Origin of the sequence: Intestinicryptomonas porci (genome assembly GCF_033971905.1) — a bacterium.
In the GTDB taxonomy this organism is placed as follows: Bacteria; Verrucomicrobiota; Verrucomicrobiia; order Opitutales; family Intestinicryptomonadaceae; genus Intestinicryptomonas; species Intestinicryptomonas porci.
In genome coordinates, this window is the sequence record NZ_JALBUT010000001.1 from 235,138 (window position 1) to 253,650 (window position 18,513).

Consider the following 18,513-nt stretch of genomic DNA (forward strand, 5'->3'; position numbering starts at 1 on the left):
TTTAATATCGTCTATAAATAAATTTAACATTTCAAATTAACGTATATATGAAAAACAAAATATCCCATAAAAAAGTTGCATTTGCGACGGCACTAGTGGCGTCCATGGCTTATGCTTGCTCCGCATTCGCTCAGGGGGCGGGTGACAACCAAGAACAAAAACTCCAACTCATGATTGCGGCAGTTGACGCTCGTGATAAGGGTGATTTGGAAATATCAAAACAGAACCTCGAAGGTTTGTTGAAGATATCTCCTGACGACAAGAGAGTTCAGAAGTTGTTGTCGGAAGTAAACGCCGAAATTGAAGCCGCGGCAAAGGCAAAGGCGGAAGCCGAAGCAGCCGCGAAGGCAGAGCTCGAAGCAAAAGCCAAGGCGGAAGCCGAAGCAAAAGCAGCCGCTGAAAAGGCGATAGCAGAAGAAAAAGCTGCGGCAGAAGCCAAAGCCGCCGAAGAAGCAAAGGTGGCGGAAGCCAAGGCTGCAGAAGAAAAAGAAGCGGCTGAAAAGGCTGCGGCAGAGCAGGCAAAGCTGGACGAAGTTCAAAATGCAATGGAAGCCGAACAGCGCAAGCAGGCTCTCACAATCGGCAGCGTATTTGAAATGATTGAAGAAGCGTACGATCAGGCGGACAACGGTCGTTTTGACGACGCATTGGTAATTTTGGCTGAAGGCGAAGCCAAGCTTCCCGAAGTAGCAAACGCAGACGGCGCGCGTCAGCAAATCAAAGAAGCTCGTGCCGACATCGCAAAATCTCGCGCAAAGCTTGCCTTGAAGAATCGCAAGGTAAACGAAGCAAAGAAGTTCGCGCAGGAATATGCAAAATATACGGACAGCGTTAAGGACGGCGAAGATTTCATTGCTGAAGTTGAAGAAATTTCTCAAAATCCGTATGCCCGCTCTTTGGAAGAAATCAGCCCCGACTACAATGCGCGCCAAAAGCGTGTCTCCCTTCTCTTGGCTGACGCCCGCGCGCAATATCTGTTTGGCGACTATCAGGGCGCGGCTTCCACATACCGCACCGTAGTTGCGATTGACGCGGACAACATCGAAGCAAAGGCATATCTTACTTTGATTGCTAAAAAGCTTTCAGAAATCGGCAAGCTCACATACCAGCAATCTCGTGCGGAACTCTTGGACGAAGTTGCAAAGGCATGGCAGCGTCCCGCAATGTTCCAAGTTACAAGCAACAATTCAGACCAGGGCGAACAGGTTGTTCCGCTCAAGGCGAAACTTTCTCAGATTATCATTCCTGAAGTAAGCTTCCCGGAACCCGGCGTTTCCTTGACTGACGCATTGAACACTCTCTCCGAACTTTCCATCATCAATGACAAGGATGCAAAGGGCGCGAAGGGCGTAAACATTGTTGCACGCGACGTTTCCGACACAAAGAACGTAAGCTTGACTGTCAGAAACCTCACTCTCGAACAAATCTTGTCTTTCGTGACAAAACAGGTTAACTGCCAGTACGATATCGAAGACGGCGCGGTTGTTGTCCGCAAGGCTGCAAATGCCGAAGCATACGAAACATTTGACTTCCCGATTCCCGCGGCTGCCGTTACACGTATGGTCGGCTTGCAAGGCGCTTCGGGCGGCGGCGATTCTTCGGATCCGTTTGCATCCGGCGATGAATCAAGCGACGGTGGCGATGACACTGAAAAAACAGGTCAGAAGATTAGAATCTTCCTCGAAAAAGCAGGTGTTGAATTTGGTCCCGGCGCAAGCTTGGCATACGACGGCACAAAATTGTGGGTGACAAACTCGACAAGAAATGTTGAAAAAGTACGCCGCATTCTCGCACGCTACAATGAAACATTGCAGGTTGAAATTGAAGCACGCTTCATGGAAGTAAACCAGGGTGCGTTGAAAGAAATCGGCTTTAACTGGGAAGTTTCCAATCAGAAAGGGAACACTCTCTTTAGTACGGCTAAAGATAGAACTTCGCTGAATAATCGTACGTTGGCGACAGCATTCTCTCCTGCACAGGAAACCCAGAATATCAATATTTCTTATAGCAATGGACAGCCAGATCCGAATCCGATTCCTCAGATTCCGCCGGCATTGCCCTCAACAATTAATTTGGCGACAGACGCTTCAAATACTGTAAGCACTATTTTGGGTGTCATTAACGGCTATAACATTGACTTGGTTGTAAACGCAATCGAACAAAATACGGGCAGCGACTTGCTTTGCTCTCCGAAGGTAACGGTTCGTTCAGGCGACAAGGCAACAATCACTGTTGCTCAGGAAATGCTCTATCCTACAATGTGGGGCGATACTCAGGCGCAGGTTTCCGAATCCAGCGCTTCTGTTGTAACTCCAGGCGTCGGTAGCAGCGGCGGCGCATCTGTTGCTATCACTCCGGGTACTCCTCAGGAATTCACAAAGCGCGACGTTGGTGTTGTAATGGAAGTTACTCCGACAGTTGAAGAAGACGGCGCAATATCCTTGGATATGCCCTCAATCAAGGTTACCGAATTCGAAGGCTTCATGCAGTACGGCGGCGTTGCCGTTGCTATCGCTGGCAATACCACTGTTTCGGTGCCCTCTGGTTTCGTGATGCCGGTATTCTCGGTTCGTGAAGTTCAGACACGCGTAACGGTATTCGACGGCGCAACCGTTGTATTGGGTGGTTTGACACGCGAAGACGTAAGAACAATCGAAGACAGTGTTCCGATTTTGGGCGACATTCCTTTGGTTGGCAGACTCTTCCAGTCTAAGGGCAAGACAAGCGAAAAGAAGAACCTCATAATCTTTGTTACAGCAAACAAGATTTCCCCGGGAGGAAGCTTGGTTCGCGAACAAATCGGCAATATTCCTGCGGGTTCAATCTTCTCAAATCCGAACATCATCGCTCCGAGCGGCTCTGTTAACAGAACGCTTGTGACGGAATCGGCAGCGGAAGAAAAGTAATTCTTGCATAGAAAATTTAAGGCGGAAAAGAAAAACTTTTCCGCCTTTTTTTTGCCAATTTAAAATTGGAAAGATAAAAATTATTAAGGCAAGCTTAGTTGCTTAGATTTAGACAGAGTTGGCGCAAATCAAAAATTATGATGCTTGCAATTTCTTTCTTTTCCAATACGTCTGAAAAATTTTCGATTTTTGCAAGCACCGAATTTAACGCCATAAGGGCGGACTTGTAATAAGAGCGCGCGAGCAAGTCTTCGCCCAAATCGGTGGAATTTACCGCAACGCAAATCAATTCGGAGGCTTCATGTATTGTGTTTGAAAGCTGCAAGACAAACAAAGGTTCGCAGTTTGACGATTTCACGAGCTCTTCAACCACAGATTGCAGGCATTTTATGAGCGCGCGCGAGGCAATATAAACAGGGTGGTTTATAAGGGTCATCGGCTCTGAGTTTTGAGAATCGTCGGAGTCGTCGCCGTTTGCAATGCTCCATCCCGAAGCCGTCATGATGTCTTCAAAAGACATATTGCGCCTATGCTCAAAATACAGTTTTGATATTTTTTGAATTTCCGCCTGCGAACGCTTTATGTAGGCGAGCCAATCGCGTTCGGACCATTTGTTTTCGCCAAAGTCCGCAGAGCCGCCAAAGGAATAATCTGAAAAGAAAAAGTCGTCCATTTTTTTCGTAAAAATAATTTCCAAAAATATTGTTTCTGCAAGTAAAATTTTAATAAAAGAGATAAATACGCAAAGCTTGCAGAACCTTGAAAGGCATAAAAAACTTTAAGGCTTTGACGTTTGGTTTTTTATGATGTTTTGGTAAATTTTTTTTGCGGAATTTTTAGGCGTTGTTTGAATTTAAATGCTTATAGTTTCAGCTTTTATATGGCGGTGCATAGTAAAATTTCTTTGCCTCTTTGCTTGAATGAAATTATCTATAAAAATGTTCAGTTTTGAAATTTTAAGCTTAATAATTTTTTTGATGCTTGACAAATTTCCGAGAAGATGAGATGCTGATTTTTTAATAAACGGGGACGTAGCTCAGTTGGAAGAGCGCCACAATGGCATTGTGGAGGTCGTGAGTTCGAGACTCATCGTCTCCAGTTTTTCAATCGAAGACCGTTTTATTGATTTTCTCTCGATTGGATTTATGGGCATTTATTGAGATTGCCTTGTATTGTTTTTTGAGGGGTGGGCTTTTGTAAATTTTTCCTCAAAATGAAAATATGAATATCTTTAAAAAGATAATAATATTTGTATTGGCGATTTTTTTGTGCGCTTTGGGAATAGCCGTTTCCACCCAGACGGAATTGGGGACGACGCCCATATCTACGCTTCCTTACGTCTTGACTTTCATTGCCCCGCTTTCGTTCGGCGTGTCAACAGCCATAATTTGTGCAGTTTTCATGCTTCTTCAAATATTGATTTTAAAAAACAATTTTAAATTGGTTGAATATTTGCAGATGGCGGTTGCCGTTTGTTTTGGACTGTTCATCGATATTGGAATGCGCTTGGCGGAGCCGTTTAAAAGCGGAATTTATGCTTGCAACATTATTATGCTGGTGGTCGGCTCTGCGATATTGGCTTTCGGCATCTGCCTTGAATGCCATGCGGACTTTCTTTATGTCCCGGGAGAGGGTTTGGTCAGGGCTGTATCTTCAAAATATGGGTTTGAGTTTGGCAAGATAAAAGTTTTGTTTGACTTGCTTCTTTGCTTTCTTTCAGCGGTGTTGAGCATTGCAGTCTTGCATGAAATTCATGGCTTGGGCGAAGGCACAGTGATGTCTGCGGTTTTGGTCGGAACATTCGTTTATTTATTCCGCAGAATTTGGTTTTTGCATGCTAAATGAAGATGCTTCCGATAGGCTGTTTTTCCGAAAACGAGACAAATTGAAAAAATCGATGGCAAATTGCCTTCAGATAAAAGGCGGATTTTATCCGAAATCTTCGGCAAGGTTTGCAGTGCGCGGCTTTATTTGTGAAATCTTTGCATGCGCGGATGCTTGTCTGATTGTTCGCAGGTTTTTACGGGGCAAAACGCCAGAAAAAGCGTCAGAATTATGCCGAGCGCGATTATAAAAATTGCAAGGCGTTTTTTTCCGAAAGCCCCGACATTGCAAATCCATTGGGAATTTAGCGCAAGGTGCAAGATTGCGGCGCAGAGCATTACCGCGCCTGCAAGCAAATGCAAATCGCACCATTCGGGCTTTGAAAGCCCCAGGGCGGTTTGCGGTCCAAGTCCTTTCACAAACGAGAATTTCATCAAAAGACCGCTTCCGAGCAAAAAGCAAAAACTGAAATATAGCGTGAAATCCGCAATTCTGCGCAATGATGTTTTCATATTATGTTGAACGGCAACATTGCGCGTTTGTTTCAAAATTTATTTTTCCGACAATTTTTCGATTATGGCTTTCATGTCGAAATTCGGAATTTCAAGCAGTTTGTCTTTTGACGTTTCTCCCGAAACAAAAGTAATTGACGATTTCGAGACTCCGAGCGATTTTGAAAGGTATTTGATTAACTCCGCATTCGCCTTGCCTTCTATCGGCGGCGCGGAAAGCTTGATTTTTACGGCGTTTGCGTATTCCCCCGCAAGTTCTGTCTTGCGCGCGTTCGGGATAATTCTGAATTTTATGCGCCCCATCTATATTTCAACCGACAGTCCGTCGTATGCAATTTGTGTGTTTTCGGGGATTTTTTTCGACCACGTTTCGTAGTCAATTTGCCACGTGGTGTGTGTGAAAAATGCGCGTTTTGCGTTCAGTATTTTTGCGTATTCGATTGCTTCAAATATCGAAAGGTGTGTGGGGTGGGGGATTGGTCTTAGACCGTCCAAAACAACAATGTCGGCATTTTGGGCAAGTTCGATTGCCCTCGGAGTAAGCAGTTTGCAGTCGTTATAGTAGGCGAGTTTCTTGCCTTCAAACTCAAATACAAAACCGAGTGTTTTTGTTGTTCCGTGAGGAAGTTCCTCAGCGTAAATTTTCAGTCCGTTCTCAAATTCCAGAAGATTGGGCATTTTTTTTACGCCAAAGCAGGGATAGCCGCGTTGCGCAGGCTTGTCCAAAACGGCGTAAGGAAATATGAAATTGATACGCTCGATGCCGTAGTCGTTCGCGTAAACGGGGATTTTGTTATTCGGCATTCTGTCGCAAAACCTGCGCAGGTCGTCCATTCCCAAAATATGGTCGGCATGCCCGTGCGTGAGCAGAAATACGTCAATCCAGTCCACTTTGTTTTGCAGGCATTGCAGGCGGAATTCGGGACCCGCGTCAATTTGAATGTGCATTCCGCCTGCTTCAATATGCGCGGCTGAGCGCGTGCGCCAGTTTTTAGGGTTCGACAAATCTAATCCCGGATTGTCAAATCCAATCATCGGCACGCCTTGCGATGTCCCCGTTCCTAAAAAAGTGAGTTTCATTCTTTTTTTAACGAAAAAGCGGAATCATTTGATGCCGCTTGAATTTTTAAATGAAATGTTGAAAGTTCCCGTTATTGCTTCGGCATTGCAATTCTATATTTCGGGGCGGGATGCGGAATCAGTCTTGCATAGTCGAGATGCTGTCCGTTCCTTTCAATGTGAAGGTCCCCGATTTTTCCGGGAAGCGGCTGGATAATCAACGCTTCTTTCACATTGAATGTTTTAACATCTCCCGCGCGGACTTCGCCCTTGTGGTATGTATAGTTCGGGTTTGATTCGGGAGTCAGTTTGTACGAAGTGTCGGTAAGCGCCTTGATGGTGATTACGCATTCGGGTATTTCCAGCCCCTGCGCTATTGTCGGAGTTTCGGGGTTTGATGTGAGCTTGGAAACGGCAGCTACAATCAAAATTATCGCGGCTATGACGCAGGCGACGATTGCGCCGATTTTGAGGTATTTTGACTTGTCGTCTGCTGAAATTCCGTCGGGAGGCAAATCGGAGTTCGGCTCTTCGTCGTATCTGTTTTCGGGGGAGCTTGATGTACTTTCTTCGTCAAGCTCGCCTAAAAATTGTTTTTTCGCGTTTTGGGCGCGCTGCGATTCCTTGTCGGAATGTCTGCCGCCTGTAGAGGCGTAGTAGTCCGCCATGATGGCTTTTGTGTCGAGCCCTAAATATGCCGCGTACAGCCTCAAAAATCCTCTTTTGTAAATTTCCGGCAAATCAAAATTGAAGTCTCCTTCTTCCATTTTTGCAAGGAAATCAATTCTAATTTTAGTGGCGTCTGAAACGTCGCGCAATTCCACGCCCTTGTTTGCGCGCGCCTGTTTTAAAGTTTCACCCAAGTTCTTCATTGTGGCTTTAATTTAAAATCAACCTATTTGCATTTGCAACTACTTTCTAAAAAATTTGGCGATTTTTTGAGAATAAAATTTACACGCGGTTTAATTTAGTTAATATCGGTTCTCGTTTTATTTTTAAGGAAATTTGCCCTTGCGCGGGGTTCGCGATTATGAGGATTGTCGACAGGTATGTATTTGTGGAATGGTTGAAGGTTTTTGCCGCAACGGTTGGCGTGACTTTGGGCATTTTGATTTTAAACGACATGTATAACGAGCTTGACGACCTTTTGGGGTTTAAGGCTTCGGCGGGCAGAATTTGCTATTATTATTGGCAGCTGATTCCGTCTTTCATTCCCGTTGTGCTTCCGATAAGCCTGCTGATATCAGTGGTGTTCATTTTGGGGAACTTCCACAAAAACAATGAAATTGTGGCAATGAGGGCGGCGGGCATGAATGTTTGGCAAATTACCCGTTCGCTGTGGGTTGCCGGGGCGTTTCTTGCGGGATTTTTGTTCTGGATAAACGCTTCCGTTGTTCCGACTTCAAAGGAAAATGCCGCCACTCTCTACAACAATCTCAAATTTGAAAGCGAGCGCAAAAATCTAAAAGAAGACAAACTCGTCGGCAAAATCTCACTTCTTTGCTTTAAAAACAGGGCTGACGGCAGGCTTTGGTTCATCAACAAATTTTCGCAGGCGTCCAAAAAAGCTTACGGTGTGGAAATCCATCTTGCCGATGAAAAAGGCAGGGAAACTTCCAAAATTCTCGCCAAGGAAGGCGTTTTTGACGACCTTGACATGTGTTGGTTTTTCACGAACGGTCAGCAGATTTTCTTCGACCCCGAAACGTCAAGCCCGATAAGGGCGGACGTATTTGACAAGAAGTACTACCGCGATTTCAAGGAAGACCCGCAAATAATGAAGCTCAGCATGAGCCGTCCCAAAGACTTGTCTCTTTTCGAGCTGCAAAAGCTTATAGCGGCGTCGGGCGATGAAAAAAGCGAGCATATGCGCCCTTATGCCGAACAGCTTATGAGCCTGTGGGTAAGCCCGCTTGCCTGCATAATCGTGATTGCAATAGCAATCCCGTTTTCGATTTCGGGGGTTCGCACAAATCCCATGGTCGGGGTGTCGAAGACTGCGGGGCTGTTTTTCTCATATTATATTTTGGACAGCCTCTTTACCGCAATGGGTTCGAGCGGTTTAATCCCGATTTTGCTTGCGGCGGTTGTACCCAACCTGCTTATGCTGGTTTTTGCTTTAACTTTGTACAGAAAGGCATTGTAGAATTTATGAAAAAACTTGACGTTTTGGTTATCGGAAGCGGCGGCAGAGAGCACGCCATTGTAAAAGCGGTGAAAAAATCCCCCCTGTGCGGCAGATTGGTTTGCACGCCCGCAAACGGCGGCATTGAATTGGACTGCGAAACTGCCGCAATAAAGGCTGACGACATTTCAGGCATAGTCGAATTCGCCCGTGGCGGCAAATTCGACCTTGTGATATGCGGGCCTGAAATCCCCCTTTCAATGGGGCTTGCAGATGCTCTCCGCGCAGAGGGCATATCGGTTTACGGGCCGAACAAAGACGGTGCAACGTTGGAGGCGAGCAAGGCTTTTTCAAAAAACTTTCTTAAAAAATATTCAATCCCGACTGCCGCAGGCGAAAATTTTACGGACTTCAAATCGGCAAAAAAATTCATTGAGGAAGCTCCGTTTGACGTTGTCATAAAGGCGAGCGGCTTGGCGGCGGGCAAGGGCGTCGTTATTCCATCGACAAAGGAAGAAGCCGTGGAAGCGGCTCGCGAAATGCTTGAAGGCGGAGTCTTCGGCGAAAGCGGCAGGGAAATTGTCGTTGAAGAAAAAATGGAGGGCGAAGAGGCGAGCATCATGTTAATGGTTTGCGGCACGAATTACATCATGCTTCCGCCGAGCCAGGATCACAAGCGCGTTGGCGAAGGCGACACAGGCTTGAATACGGGCGGAATGGGCGCGTATGCTCCCGCGGCCGTCGCAACTGAGGAAGTTTTGGAAAAAGTCAGAAAAGACATTGTTTCGCCCACCTTGGAGGGCTTGAAAAAAGAGGGTATAGACTATCGCGGAACTTTGTATGTAGGCATCATGATTACCGCGCAAGGACCGAAAGTCGTTGAATTTAACGTGCGTTTCGGCGACCCCGAATGCCAGGTGCTTTTGCCGCTTTTAAAAACCGACGCCTTAGAGCTTATGAATAACATTGCAAACGGCTCTTTGGATTCTTCAAAGGTGGAAATCAAGGACGAATTTGCGGTGGTCGTGGTGGTTTGCGCGAAGGGTTATCCCGATTCATACAAGAAAGGCGATGTAATTTCACTTCCCAAGACGGAAACAGAAGGCGCGTATGTAATCCATAGCGGAACAAAGCGCGGTTCGGACGGCGAAATTTTGACAAACGGAGGCAGGGTTTTGGGCATGACTGCGACAGGCAAAACTTTGCGCGAGGCGCTGGATAAAGCCTATAAACTTTGCGGTGAAACTTCATTTGACGGAGCATTCTACCGCCGCGACATTGCCCATCGCCAGTTAAAGCGTGACTTGCAATAAAATGAAAAGAGACAGCGTAATATTTCTATGCACGGGCAACATCTGCCGCTCCCCCATGGGAGAGGGGCTTTTGAAGCACGCGATTGCGGCATTGCCCGATTCAAGCCCTCTTAAAACTTTGCGCGTGCTTTCTGCGGGAACTTTTGGTGAGGACGGAATGAGGGCAAGCTCGAATTCTATAATCGCGCTCGACAAGGTCGGAGTTGACATTTCAAGGCATGTTGCCCAATCGATAACGCAGGAAATGCTTGACGGATGCTTTGCGCTCGTTGCGATGACGCAGGCGCATCTCGACACCGTAAGGCGTTATTTTAAAACCATGCCGCCGCATTCTTTCACTTTGCTTTCGCTGGTTCCGAATGCCGCGCATACGGATATTTTAGACCCCTATGGATACGGCATGAACACTTACATCGAAGTGCGCGACGAAATTATCTCGGCAATGCCGCATCTTGTCAAATTTTTGGAAAAGGAATACAAATGAAAATTGCGTTGGCCGCCGACCATGGCGGATTTCAGTTAAAAAATTCAATGTTGAAATTCCTGCAAGACGCGGGTTTTGAAACTGTCGATTTCGGCACGAACACCTGCGATTCCGTGGATTATCCTGACTACGCAAAATTGGTCGGAAACGCCGTGGCAAACGGCGGGTGCGACTTCGGAGTTTTGGTGTGCACTACCGGCATTGGCATTTCAATATCCGCAAACAAAATCAAGGGAATTCGCGCGGCGCTCTGCCATAATTGCGACGGCGCTAAATTTTCAAGGCTTCACAACAACGCAAACGTGATTTGCATGGGCGCGAAATACGTCGGCAAAAAACTTGCAAATGAAATGCTAAAAACTTTTCTTGAAACCGAATTTGAGGGCGGAAGGCACGCGCGCAGAGTCGGCAAAATGGAAGCTTAGCTGAAAAACGCGGAAATTTCAGCCGCGGTTATTTCCTTGCAGGTGCGTTTGCCGTCGGGCGAAAACATCGGGCTTTTTGACGAGAATAGGTCGTCCAAAACGGCGTTTGCGGCGTACTCGCTTTCGGCGATTTTTATTCCGCGGGACATCTTCACCGCGAGGCTTGCAAAAGTTTGCTCCGACAAGTTTTTTCTGCCGATTTCAAAGCCCTCTTCGCGCGCAAGCTCGACAAAATCCTTGATGAAGTTTTCAACGTCCCCGAATTCGAGCCAAAGCGGAATTGCGCTTATCCTGTAAAATCTTTCGCCAAATTCTTCTATTTCAAATCCGCATACTTCAAATCCGCGCTTATTGCGCTTGAACACTTCGTCGTCTGCCCTGTCAAATTCAATGTTTACGGGGATTAGAAGCGTTTGGGCTTTCGGCTTTTCGCCCGCGAAGTTGCGCACGATTTTTTCGTAATTTATGCGCTTTAAGGCGGATTGGATTGATAAAATTATGAGCGAGTTTGACTGCGTTTCAAAGAGGGCGTATTTTCTTGAAAGGTGTTTTAAATATTTCCAGCCGAGCGTAGAGCTTGGGCGCAAATCCTCAGCCTTTGCGCTTTTTATGGCGACGGGCTTTTCCGACTCAAAAATTTTGGATGGTGGATTTTTTGCCTTATGCAAATCCTCCGCCGCTTTTTCCGCCGCGATTTTTATTGGGTCAAACTTAGGCTTTACGTCGGATTTTGGTGCGGAAAACGGCGCAGTGAAAGAATTGTTATTTTGTGAAAAATCAATTATTTTACGCAGCTTTTCAGATTCTTCGACATGGGCTTGGGGCGCGGATTTAAAGGATTTCGTTTCAGGTTTTTGAATTTCCCGAATCGGCGTTATCGAATAGTTTTCGAGAGTTTCAACCAATGCGGCGAGGATTGCCGAGCGCATTGCAAATTCGTTTTTGAGGCGCACTTCGCGCTTTGCGGGGTGGACGTTTACATCAACAAAACGCGGGTCGATTTCAATAAAAAGAAACGCCGCAGGATATTTGCCTTGCGGCATCGCGCTTTTGTAGGCGTCTTTCAGCGCGGAGAAAACGGCGCGGCATTCAACGGGCCTGCCGTTTATGAATGCGTAGATGTTTTTTGAAGTGGTCCAGCTTTCGGCGGGCTTTGAAACCGCACCCGACACCGATATTCCGAAACCCGAGTATGGGGCAAGCGGGATAAGTTTTTCCGAAATTTCTTCGCCGAAAATATTTTTTACCCGCTCCGCAAGGTCGGCGGTTTTTTTTGACGAGAAAATCAGCTTCGAGTTTTCGCGCAGGCTGAAAGAAATATCGTTTTTTGCGAGCGCGTAGAGCTTGCACATCTTTATGATATGCCCAGCTTCGGTGTTGTCGGTCTTTAAAAATTTGCGCCTCGCAGGGACGGAGCAAAAGAGGTCTTCGACAACTATTTCCGTCCCGCGGCCCATTGCTACTTCCTTTATTTCAGTAATTTTGCCTGCGCGGACGCTTACTGATGTCCCGACTTTCGCGCCTTCGGGTTTTGTAAGAAGCGTGAATTTCGACACGCTTGCAATGCTCGGCAACGCTTCTCCCCTGAAGCCGAAACTTAAAATGCTTTCGAGGTCGTCGGCGGAGCGAATTTTGCTTGTCGCGTGGGGTTCAAGGCAGGTTAGGGCCTGGTCTTTTCTCATTCCGTGACCGTTGTCGGAGACTTTTATGAAAGTTTTTCCGCCGTTTTTAAATTCGATGTCAATGCTTGTTGCCTTTGCATCGATGGAGTTTTCAACAAGCTCTTTTACTGCCGCGGCGGGACGTTCTATGACTTCTCCCGCCGCGATTTTGTTTGCGACATCATCTGTTAAAATTTTGATTTCCGGCAAAGAGTTGTCCATAAAAATAAAAAGCTAAAAAAGAATAAGGCAAAAATCAAAAATGCGCAATTTTATTTTTTCCGCCGAAAATTTTGATAGTTGCACTAAAATGCGCCACCGCTTGCCGAAGTTTAAAATGGCAGCGGAAGCGCAAATGCTTTATGCAAAAAAAGCGGCTACTTTTCCTGATGTACGAAAATCGGGGTTAATTTTGCGGGCTTTTTTATTTGCGAAAGCTCGCCGAAATCCCCTGTGATTGTTATGCCGTAAAGCTTTTTGCCCGACAGGTTTTCGCTTGATGCAATATTGCCTTCAAAATCGCCAAAGCCCACGATTTTCATCGGGTTTTCCAAAGATTTTTGCGCCTCTTCTTTTGTAGAATACGCTTCGGGCATCGGATCTTTCAATTCTTCTCCGTAAAGTTCGGATTTCACAAAATTTGCCCTCGAATCTGTTTCAAAAATCCATGAGTATGGAGTTAATTCAGCCGCGACGGCATCGATTTTCTTTGCCCTTTTTTGCAGGGTTTTGGAGAATGCAAAACCGCTTTTTATCGGGGATTGACGGAAAGCGTCCAGAATTCTTTTTTCAAGCCATGCCTTGAATATCGGATTTGCATCGGAGTTTGCGGCGAAAACCAGAGCTTGCGAAAGCGATTTTTTATCGGAAATTTCCGCAGTTTTTTCCGCAATTTCGGCTTCTTTTGCGAGTTTTATTCCCTCCAAAATGTAGCCGTTCGGGCGGCGGTTTTTGAATGTTATCTTGCTAAATGCGGTTTCTTTTGCCTTGCCTGAGGAGTCGGACACAATATTTGCCTTTTGTATTACTTCTCCGCCGCCGTTCCACACGCGGTTTCTTTCTTCGGGCTTATCAATCATATAGTACGTTTTGCCGTTTGAAGTGGCTTTGTGGATTTTTGCGATTTCCGGAAAATCATAGAAGTTTATGCTTGGCGCGGAAAATTTTTCTGGAGCTTCTTCCGCCGTGTTTTTATCGATTATGCCACCGTAAACTTCAAACAAAACCGCGTCTTTCGCCGCCAAGATTTTTTCGATGCTTCCAGCGTCTTTTGGCGAAATCGCGGGGCTTTGAGAAAGCTCTTTCAACGCCTCGAAATATTCTTCCGCGCTCGACGCGCTCTTTATGAGGGCGAGCGATTTGCCAAAGTTTTCGGCAAGATTTGCCTTGTCTTCCAATTCTTGCGCAACTTCCTGCAATTTTTCTGCCCTTTCAGGCGAAATCGCAAAAATAATACTTGGGTTTTCGGCGAGGGCGCGGGCTTTTTGAAGGGCGTCTTTCGCGTTTTTTATGTGTTGGATATTTTCGCTGTCATGCACGTTTGCAAGCGCGGTTTCCCTTTGAATTAAATCAATAAGGGCATTCAATTTTGCGGCGTTTGCGGCGCGTTTTGCGGAAATCGCGTTTGAAAAAGCGTTTGCAAAGCTTGAAATTTCCATCTTCACCGCGGAGTATTCCGCTCCGTCCAAGGTGTTTGCCTGAGAATCCGCCGCGCTTAGTTCGTTTTGCATTTCAAGCCAGTTTGCGGGGTCGTCAGATTTTTTGTCGAATTTTTCTGCCGCATTCTTGAAGTGTTCAAATTTTTTAAGATAGGCGGTTTTTAATGCCAGAGTATTTTCGATTGTTTCTATCTTGTCGGAAAATTCGGTAAGAGCGCACGTTTGGGGGAAGGTTTTTTTTAGGCTTTCAAGCGACTGCACAGCCCCCCTTGTGTTTTGCATGTTTTGGATTGCCGAAATCGCGTTTGCAACGCTTCTATATTGCGTGTTCAGCCTTTCGCGCTTTTGTATTTCAAAAAACGTCGCTACTGCAAGGCATATTACGACCGTGGCAAGCCCCGCTTTTTTAAGGAGCGAAATTGTTATTTTGAAGCGCAGGACGGAAATCGTTTTTGAAAGTCTTTTTGCCATTTCGGGTTCTATTGAATTTCCCGCCGCTTTTTTCAACTTCAAGATTTTTTCAAGCGACTGCTTCGGCGGCATGTCGCTCGGATGCTCTATTTCAGAAGCGATGTCAAGCAGAGCCTGGGCTTTCGCTTCCGCCGCGTTCGCTTCGTCCTGCATAAAGAGGGCGCGTTTTGTCTGGGCGCGCAGGTAGTCTTGGTCGGCGGCGTTAAGCTCAATCTCGAACTTGCTTGTGAGAACGTCTGTTTCCGCCGCAAATTCGAGGATTTTCCGATAGTCGTCGGCGATTTCGGAACTGCGGAGAGCTTCAAATATTTCAGATATGCGCTTTATTGCGTTTTGCTTTTCGTAGTCGTCGATTTTTGAGGAAAGATTTTTCCAGTCTTCGTCGTTTGAAAATATGTCGTCGGCATATTCCCGAATGTCAGACGCAGTTTTTATAGCTGACTGCAAGTCTCCCCTTGCAAGGGCGGCTTTTGCAACTTCAAATTTTTGCGTTGCAATTCGGCGGGAAAGCTTTTCAAGCTCGTTTTTTGCTTCGGAGTTTGAACCGTTTACTTTTACGATTGTGGATATTATGGAAAGGGCTTCCTCGTAATTATGCATGCGCATTGCGCGGCGGTAGTCGCGGTAAAGCGGATGGTTTTGGGAAATCTCCCGCGTATATAGCGATTTTACAAGCGAAATCTGGTTTTCGTCAAACGGCGAAGGGCATGGCAGAGAGTGGATTGAGCAGAAGTTGCGCCAGTCTTCGAGCCTTGAAAAAATCAACTCGTTTAAGGTTTCGAGCAGCATCGGCTGGGTTTCCGCGACTTGGAAAGCGGCGTAATCCCTGCCCGCGCGGATTAGGGAGGCGCAGTGCAGAAGTTTGCGCTCCGCGTTTTGGCAAATGCGCATATATTCCGAGGCGATTGCCCTAAGCTGTGCGTCGCTTGCGTTCGCCTTTCCGTCGAGAATGCTCTGTATTCTCAAAATTAAAAATTGTATTGTCATAATTTTTGCACTTTCAGTTTAAGCCCCTCCATCATTCGGGCGCGTTTTGTTTTGTTTGGAAAATCTTTTATTTCAAGAGCGGGAAGAGCCTTTTTTAAAAGGGCGAGGGCCTTTGCCTTGTCTTGGTTTTCGGCGGACTCTTCGGCTTCGCTTAAAATTTCGTCGAATTTTTTGCCCATGTCGCTCAGAATTTCCGGGCGCGCCTTGGGGTTGAAGTCTTCAAGGTTTGCGTTATCCCAAAGGGTTAAAGCCTCTTGCCATTTTGCCTCGTTTGTCAAATCTTTCACTTCCGCCCTGATTTTTGAGTATGTTGCCCGAACTTCGACAGGTTCAGAGAGCGGAATGTTCGACATGTATGAATTTTTTTGAATTTGCATTCTTGTGTCGAACTCGTCTTCGTCGGATTTTGCGAACAAAAACACCGCCATCACCGCGATTGCCGCCACGAGAAGAGCGCACGCTGCAAGCAGGGAATTGCGCTTGAATTCGGGAGAAATTTTACTTTCGCTTTCTTGGATGTTTCGGGCAATTTTTATTTTTGGCTTGAATTCGGAAGGCTTTTGAACTTTCAAATTCAGCCTGTCTTTGTTTGAAATTTTCGCGGTTCTTGCAAAAACAGCCACAGGCGTGTTCGGGGCAGGAGGGGCTTTTTTTGACGTTAAGTTTATCGCGGAAGAATTTGCGCTTGCGATTTCGGGCGGGGTGTTTGTGTAAACTTTCCAGGAAAAATCCTGCGGGTTTTCTCCGCGGCATATTGATGTAGTGAAAGTGTAGTCCCACGACTTTGCTTCGGGAGTACATAGCGCGGAGGCTTGCGCAAACAGCTTTAAAAGCGTCTTTCCGTCTTCGGGGTTGGCGTAGATGTCCACCGATTCCGAAAGCATAAGCGCGGCTTTTCCCGCGTCTAAAAAATAGTCCTGCCACATTGAGGCCGGCGGGGCGAATTTTTGCGCCGATTTTTTTATCGGGACGCTTTCAAGAAATTTTGGCGCGCCTTCGTATGAGTCCATCCAGCCGTCAAACTCCAAAATCGCCTGAGCGGGAGATGGAACAAGCTGTGTTTCGTCTTCCGTTAAAACCAAGTGGTCAGCGATGTAATTTGAGCGGTTGGTGTAGTCGGCTCCCGAGTCGGTTATGCGCGAAAGGATATGGTAATTCTTGTCCCCAAGCCAAATTTTTCGATGCGAAAAGATAGGATTTGCGCGCATGACATCGTGGTCGTAAGTCCCGCATTTTTCGACGCAGAGCGCGAGCTTTTCCGACATTTCCGCGCTTCTTGCGACCGTGCAAAATCCGGTGCGCGAACCTGTCAGCGAACTTGGAGAGCTTGTAAATATGAGTCTGAATGCCATGTTTTAGGCGCGTTTTTGCATGATAGAAGGCTCTAATTGCCTCAAAACCCAAAGCATCGGAATGTCAACGTTTATGGGATTTAGCAATGAGGGCACGGGCGCGATTTTTCCCGCGGAATTTCCTTCTGAAATTTTTATCGGGGAGTGTCCGAGGGGGCTTATCGCAAAGTATTTTACGTTTGACGAAACCGCTTCCGCCCCCGCCACGATGGAAGGTTCTGTTTTCAGCATGAAATTGCGCAAAATCTCCGAATTGCGTTCTACTGCTTCTTCGGAAAGTTCCCCGTTTTCAAAATAATCCGCGAGCTTTTCTCCGAGCAAGTCTTTCCAAATGTCGAATTTGCCAAGCATTACGGCAAGCGGCGTTTGGATTTTTTCGCTCGTTGAAAGCGCGAGAATTCTTTTAATTCGCACTTCCATTTCCGCCAAAATCGTATCTTGCTGGTCGAGCCTTCCCGCAATTTTAAGCTGGGGGTCGGGATTGTCGTGCAGGAGATTTTTGAAGTTGCGGTTTGCCGCGGGGTCGAAGAGGAAGAATATTGCGTCGGAGCAGGCGACGTGCATTGCGCCCGGAGAATCCTCCAAGTCTATGCCCGGCTCGAAATGTTCGCCCGCATTGTCGTAAAAAATCAAAGCCGCGCTTTCTGTCTTTGCGCCCAAATCTTTTGAGAGTATGTACGACATCGGCTTTGGCAGGGAAACCATTTTCCCGAAACGCGGATATTTTTCGTACATCGCGCCTTCCAATGCCGTTTTTGCCAAAATCGCGCTTTCAGGGGTGTCTGCCGAAAACAGGCGGTTTTTCATCTGCGTCAAAAGCATGTTTCCCGAAGGGTCCAAGTCTTTTAAGGAAGCCCCGTAATGGCGGAAGACCGAATTTTGCAGCTCTTTTATGAGCACGCTCAAGTAGTACGACTTGCCCGCGCTTGGCGCGCCGACAATGGAAAATATGTGGCGCTTCAAATCGACATAGCCCGTCGGAAGCTTCTTTCGGCAGTGGGGGCAAGCAATGTCGTGCGACGGCATTCCCGCAGGGTCGATTGCGTTGCCTTCTCCGTCAAAGGCGGTTGGCAGAAAGCGCAGCATTTCTTCGCTTCCAAGTATCGGGTCGCCGCGCAGGGATTCGTGGGAGGCAATGCTTAGGGCGTCTCCCAAATCGAATTTAAGCCAGCAAAGCGGGCATCTGATTTCGCCCGAAGTTGTGTCGAGAGGCGACATCGCCTGCGGCTGGGCGGCACCGAACACGCTTTTATAGAAAAAGCCGCAAGTCGCTCCCTTGGGGCATACCGCGAGCCCGCTTCCGGTGAGCGCGCGCTTTTCGACCGCCTGTCTTATCTTGCCAAATTCCGCGACGTCTTCTATTGTTCCCGATTCCGTGTTAAAAATAATCCATTTTGAAAAATCTATTTTTTTCGCGCTTTCCAAGGCATGTTCGCCCGCGAACAAAAGAAGCAACGTGTCTCCGATTTTCAGCGTGTTTTGCTCTTGCAGAGGCTCTTTTTCGCCAAGCGGGGCTGAGTTTAATTCAATTTTTTGCGCAAAATCTTCGTCCGGATAAATAAGATAGTCGCCTTTCTTTGTTTTTTCTATTATTGCCGCATCGGGCGAATTTGAATCAATTTCTCCGTTTTGACTGATTGCGGCGGGAAAGTTTGAAATTTCAAAAAAAGCCCCCCTTGTGCAATCCGCCAAAATAAGTTTGTTTTTCTTATTTTTTTTGTTGCCAAACATAAACA

The 18,513-nt window shown here is 46.7% G+C and carries 15 protein-coding genes and 1 tRNA gene; 7 read left to right on the top strand and 9 right to left on the bottom strand.

Features of this window, described 5'->3' with window-relative positions:
- The first annotated feature begins 47 nt into the window (after positions 1 to 47).
- Positions 48 to 2,906 (top strand): secretin GspD/PilQ domain-containing protein, encoded by a 2,859-nt coding sequence (locus MOX91_RS01125; protein ID WP_370396236.1) that lies wholly within the window; start codon positions 48 to 50, stop codon positions 2,904 to 2,906.
- A 94-nt stretch (positions 2,907 to 3,000) separates the two neighbouring features.
- Here MOX91_RS01125 and MOX91_RS01130 read toward each other — a convergent pair whose 3' ends face one another.
- Positions 3,001 to 3,579 carry a hypothetical protein gene (locus MOX91_RS01130; protein ID WP_370396237.1) on the bottom strand — a complete coding sequence of 193 codons (579 nt, stop codon included), beginning with the start codon at positions 3,577 to 3,579 and terminating at the stop codon, positions 3,001 to 3,003.
- 352 nt (positions 3,580 to 3,931) lie between these two features.
- Between MOX91_RS01130 and MOX91_RS01135 the strand changes: the two genes are divergently transcribed.
- Positions 3,932 to 4,004: transfer RNA gene (locus MOX91_RS01135), tRNA-Ala, on the top strand.
- 123 nt (positions 4,005 to 4,127) lie between these two features.
- Complete coding sequence (locus MOX91_RS01140) at positions 4,128 to 4,751, top strand: YczE/YyaS/YitT family protein (RefSeq protein ID WP_370396238.1); 624 nt, start codon at positions 4,128 to 4,130, stop codon at positions 4,749 to 4,751.
- A gap of 122 nt (positions 4,752 to 4,873) precedes the next feature.
- On the opposite strand, the gene MOX91_RS01145 is transcribed toward MOX91_RS01140, so the two are convergent.
- The 4 genes from MOX91_RS01145 to MOX91_RS01160 all read right to left on the bottom strand — a co-directional run bounded on the left by MOX91_RS01145 (position 4,874) and on the right by MOX91_RS01160 (position 7,173).
- Entirely contained in the window at positions 4,874 to 5,242 is a 369-nt protein-coding gene (locus MOX91_RS01145; protein ID WP_370396239.1) for a DUF4405 domain-containing protein, read from the bottom strand.
- Between the two features lie 39 nt (positions 5,243 to 5,281).
- Complete coding sequence (locus MOX91_RS01150) at positions 5,282 to 5,545, bottom strand: DUF167 domain-containing protein (RefSeq protein WP_370396240.1); 264 nt, start codon at positions 5,543 to 5,545, stop codon at positions 5,282 to 5,284.
- Positions 5,546 to 6,322 carry an MBL fold metallo-hydrolase gene (locus tag MOX91_RS01155; RefSeq protein WP_370396241.1) on the bottom strand — a complete coding sequence of 259 codons (777 nt, stop codon included), beginning with the start codon at positions 6,320 to 6,322 and terminating at the stop codon, positions 5,546 to 5,548. It lies immediately after the preceding gene.
- Between the two features lie 71 nt (positions 6,323 to 6,393).
- On the bottom strand, positions 6,394 to 7,173 hold the full coding sequence (locus MOX91_RS01160) for a helix-turn-helix domain-containing protein (protein ID WP_370396242.1): 780 nt from the start codon (positions 7,171 to 7,173) through the stop codon (positions 6,394 to 6,396).
- Between the two features lie 158 nt (positions 7,174 to 7,331).
- Between MOX91_RS01160 and MOX91_RS01165 the strand changes: the two genes are divergently transcribed.
- Genes MOX91_RS01165 through rpiB form a run of 4 tightly spaced genes read left to right on the top strand, consistent with a single transcriptional unit; the run spans position 7,332 to position 10,648 of the window.
- Positions 7,332 to 8,447, top strand: a complete 1,116-nt coding sequence (locus MOX91_RS01165) for an LptF/LptG family permease (protein WP_370396243.1) — start codon at positions 7,332 to 7,334, stop codon at positions 8,445 to 8,447.
- 5 nt (positions 8,448 to 8,452) lie between these two features.
- The gene (purD, locus tag MOX91_RS01170; RefSeq protein ID WP_370396244.1) at positions 8,453 to 9,739 is read left to right on the top strand and encodes a phosphoribosylamine--glycine ligase; all 1,287 of its coding nucleotides are present in this window, start codon (positions 8,453 to 8,455) and stop codon (positions 9,737 to 9,739) included.
- 1 nt (position 9,740) lies between these two features.
- Positions 9,741 to 10,223: an arsenate reductase/protein-tyrosine-phosphatase family protein gene (locus tag MOX91_RS01175; RefSeq protein ID WP_370396245.1), complete on the top strand. Its 483-nt coding sequence runs from the start codon at positions 9,741 to 9,743 to the stop codon at positions 10,221 to 10,223.
- On the top strand, positions 10,220 to 10,648 hold the full coding sequence (gene rpiB, locus MOX91_RS01180) for a ribose 5-phosphate isomerase B (RefSeq protein WP_370396246.1): 429 nt from the start codon (positions 10,220 to 10,222) through the stop codon (positions 10,646 to 10,648). Before MOX91_RS01175 ends, rpiB begins: the two co-directional genes overlap by 4 nt.
- On the opposite strand, the gene mutL is transcribed toward rpiB, so the two are convergent.
- The 4 genes from mutL to MOX91_RS01200 all read right to left on the bottom strand — a co-directional run bounded on the left by mutL (position 10,645) and on the right by MOX91_RS01200 (position 18,469).
- Positions 10,645 to 12,531 carry a DNA mismatch repair endonuclease MutL gene (gene mutL / locus MOX91_RS01185; protein ID WP_370396247.1) on the bottom strand — a complete coding sequence of 629 codons (1,887 nt, stop codon included), beginning with the start codon at positions 12,529 to 12,531 and terminating at the stop codon, positions 10,645 to 10,647. The two genes, rpiB and mutL, sit on opposite strands and share 4 nt — an antisense overlap.
- A gap of 155 nt (positions 12,532 to 12,686) precedes the next feature.
- On the bottom strand, positions 12,687 to 15,425 hold the full coding sequence (locus MOX91_RS01190; protein ID WP_370396248.1) for a hypothetical protein: 2,739 nt from the start codon (positions 15,423 to 15,425) through the stop codon (positions 12,687 to 12,689).
- The gene (locus MOX91_RS01195; RefSeq protein ID WP_370396249.1) at positions 15,422 to 16,777 is read right to left on the bottom strand and encodes a GAP1-N2 domain-containing protein; all 1,356 of its coding nucleotides are present in this window, start codon (positions 16,775 to 16,777) and stop codon (positions 15,422 to 15,424) included. The genes MOX91_RS01190 and MOX91_RS01195 overlap by 4 nt, the downstream gene beginning before the upstream one ends.
- Before the next feature lie 3 nt (positions 16,778 to 16,780).
- Positions 16,781 to 18,469, bottom strand: a complete 1,689-nt coding sequence (locus tag MOX91_RS01200; RefSeq protein ID WP_370396250.1) for a hypothetical protein — start codon at positions 18,467 to 18,469, stop codon at positions 16,781 to 16,783.
- Positions 18,470 to 18,513: the final 44 nt, after the last annotated feature.

Bases quoted from the DNA above. Each gene is read 5' to 3' on its own strand.
- MOX91_RS01125 (WP_370396236.1), top strand. From the start codon at position 48: ATGAAAAACAAAATATCCCATAAAAAAGTTGCATTTGCGACGGCACTA.
- MOX91_RS01130 (WP_370396237.1), bottom strand. From the start codon at position 3,579: ATGGACGACTTTTTCTTTTCAGATTATTCCTTTGGCGGCTCTGCGGAC.
- MOX91_RS01140 (WP_370396238.1), top strand. From the start codon at position 4,128: ATGAATATCTTTAAAAAGATAATAATATTTGTATTGGCGATTTTTTTG.
- MOX91_RS01145 (WP_370396239.1), bottom strand. From the start codon at position 5,242: ATGAAAACATCATTGCGCAGAATTGCGGATTTCACGCTATATTTCAGT.
- MOX91_RS01150 (WP_370396240.1), bottom strand. From the start codon at position 5,545: ATGGGGCGCATAAAATTCAGAATTATCCCGAACGCGCGCAAGACAGAA.
- MOX91_RS01155 (WP_370396241.1), bottom strand. From the start codon at position 6,322: ATGAAACTCACTTTTTTAGGAACGGGGACATCGCAAGGCGTGCCGATG.
- MOX91_RS01160 (WP_370396242.1), bottom strand. From the start codon at position 7,173: ATGAAGAACTTGGGTGAAACTTTAAAACAGGCGCGCGCAAACAAGGGC.
- MOX91_RS01165 (WP_370396243.1), top strand. From the start codon at position 7,332: ATGAGGATTGTCGACAGGTATGTATTTGTGGAATGGTTGAAGGTTTTT.
- purD (WP_370396244.1), top strand. From the start codon at position 8,453: ATGAAAAAACTTGACGTTTTGGTTATCGGAAGCGGCGGCAGAGAGCAC.
- MOX91_RS01175 (WP_370396245.1), top strand. From the start codon at position 9,741: ATGAAAAGAGACAGCGTAATATTTCTATGCACGGGCAACATCTGCCGC.
- rpiB (WP_370396246.1), top strand. From the start codon at position 10,220: ATGAAAATTGCGTTGGCCGCCGACCATGGCGGATTTCAGTTAAAAAAT.
- mutL (WP_370396247.1), bottom strand. From the start codon at position 12,531: ATGGACAACTCTTTGCCGGAAATCAAAATTTTAACAGATGATGTCGCA.
- MOX91_RS01190 (WP_370396248.1), bottom strand. From the start codon at position 15,425: ATGACAATACAATTTTTAATTTTGAGAATACAGAGCATTCTCGACGGA.
- MOX91_RS01195 (WP_370396249.1), bottom strand. From the start codon at position 16,777: ATGGCATTCAGACTCATATTTACAAGCTCTCCAAGTTCGCTGACAGGT.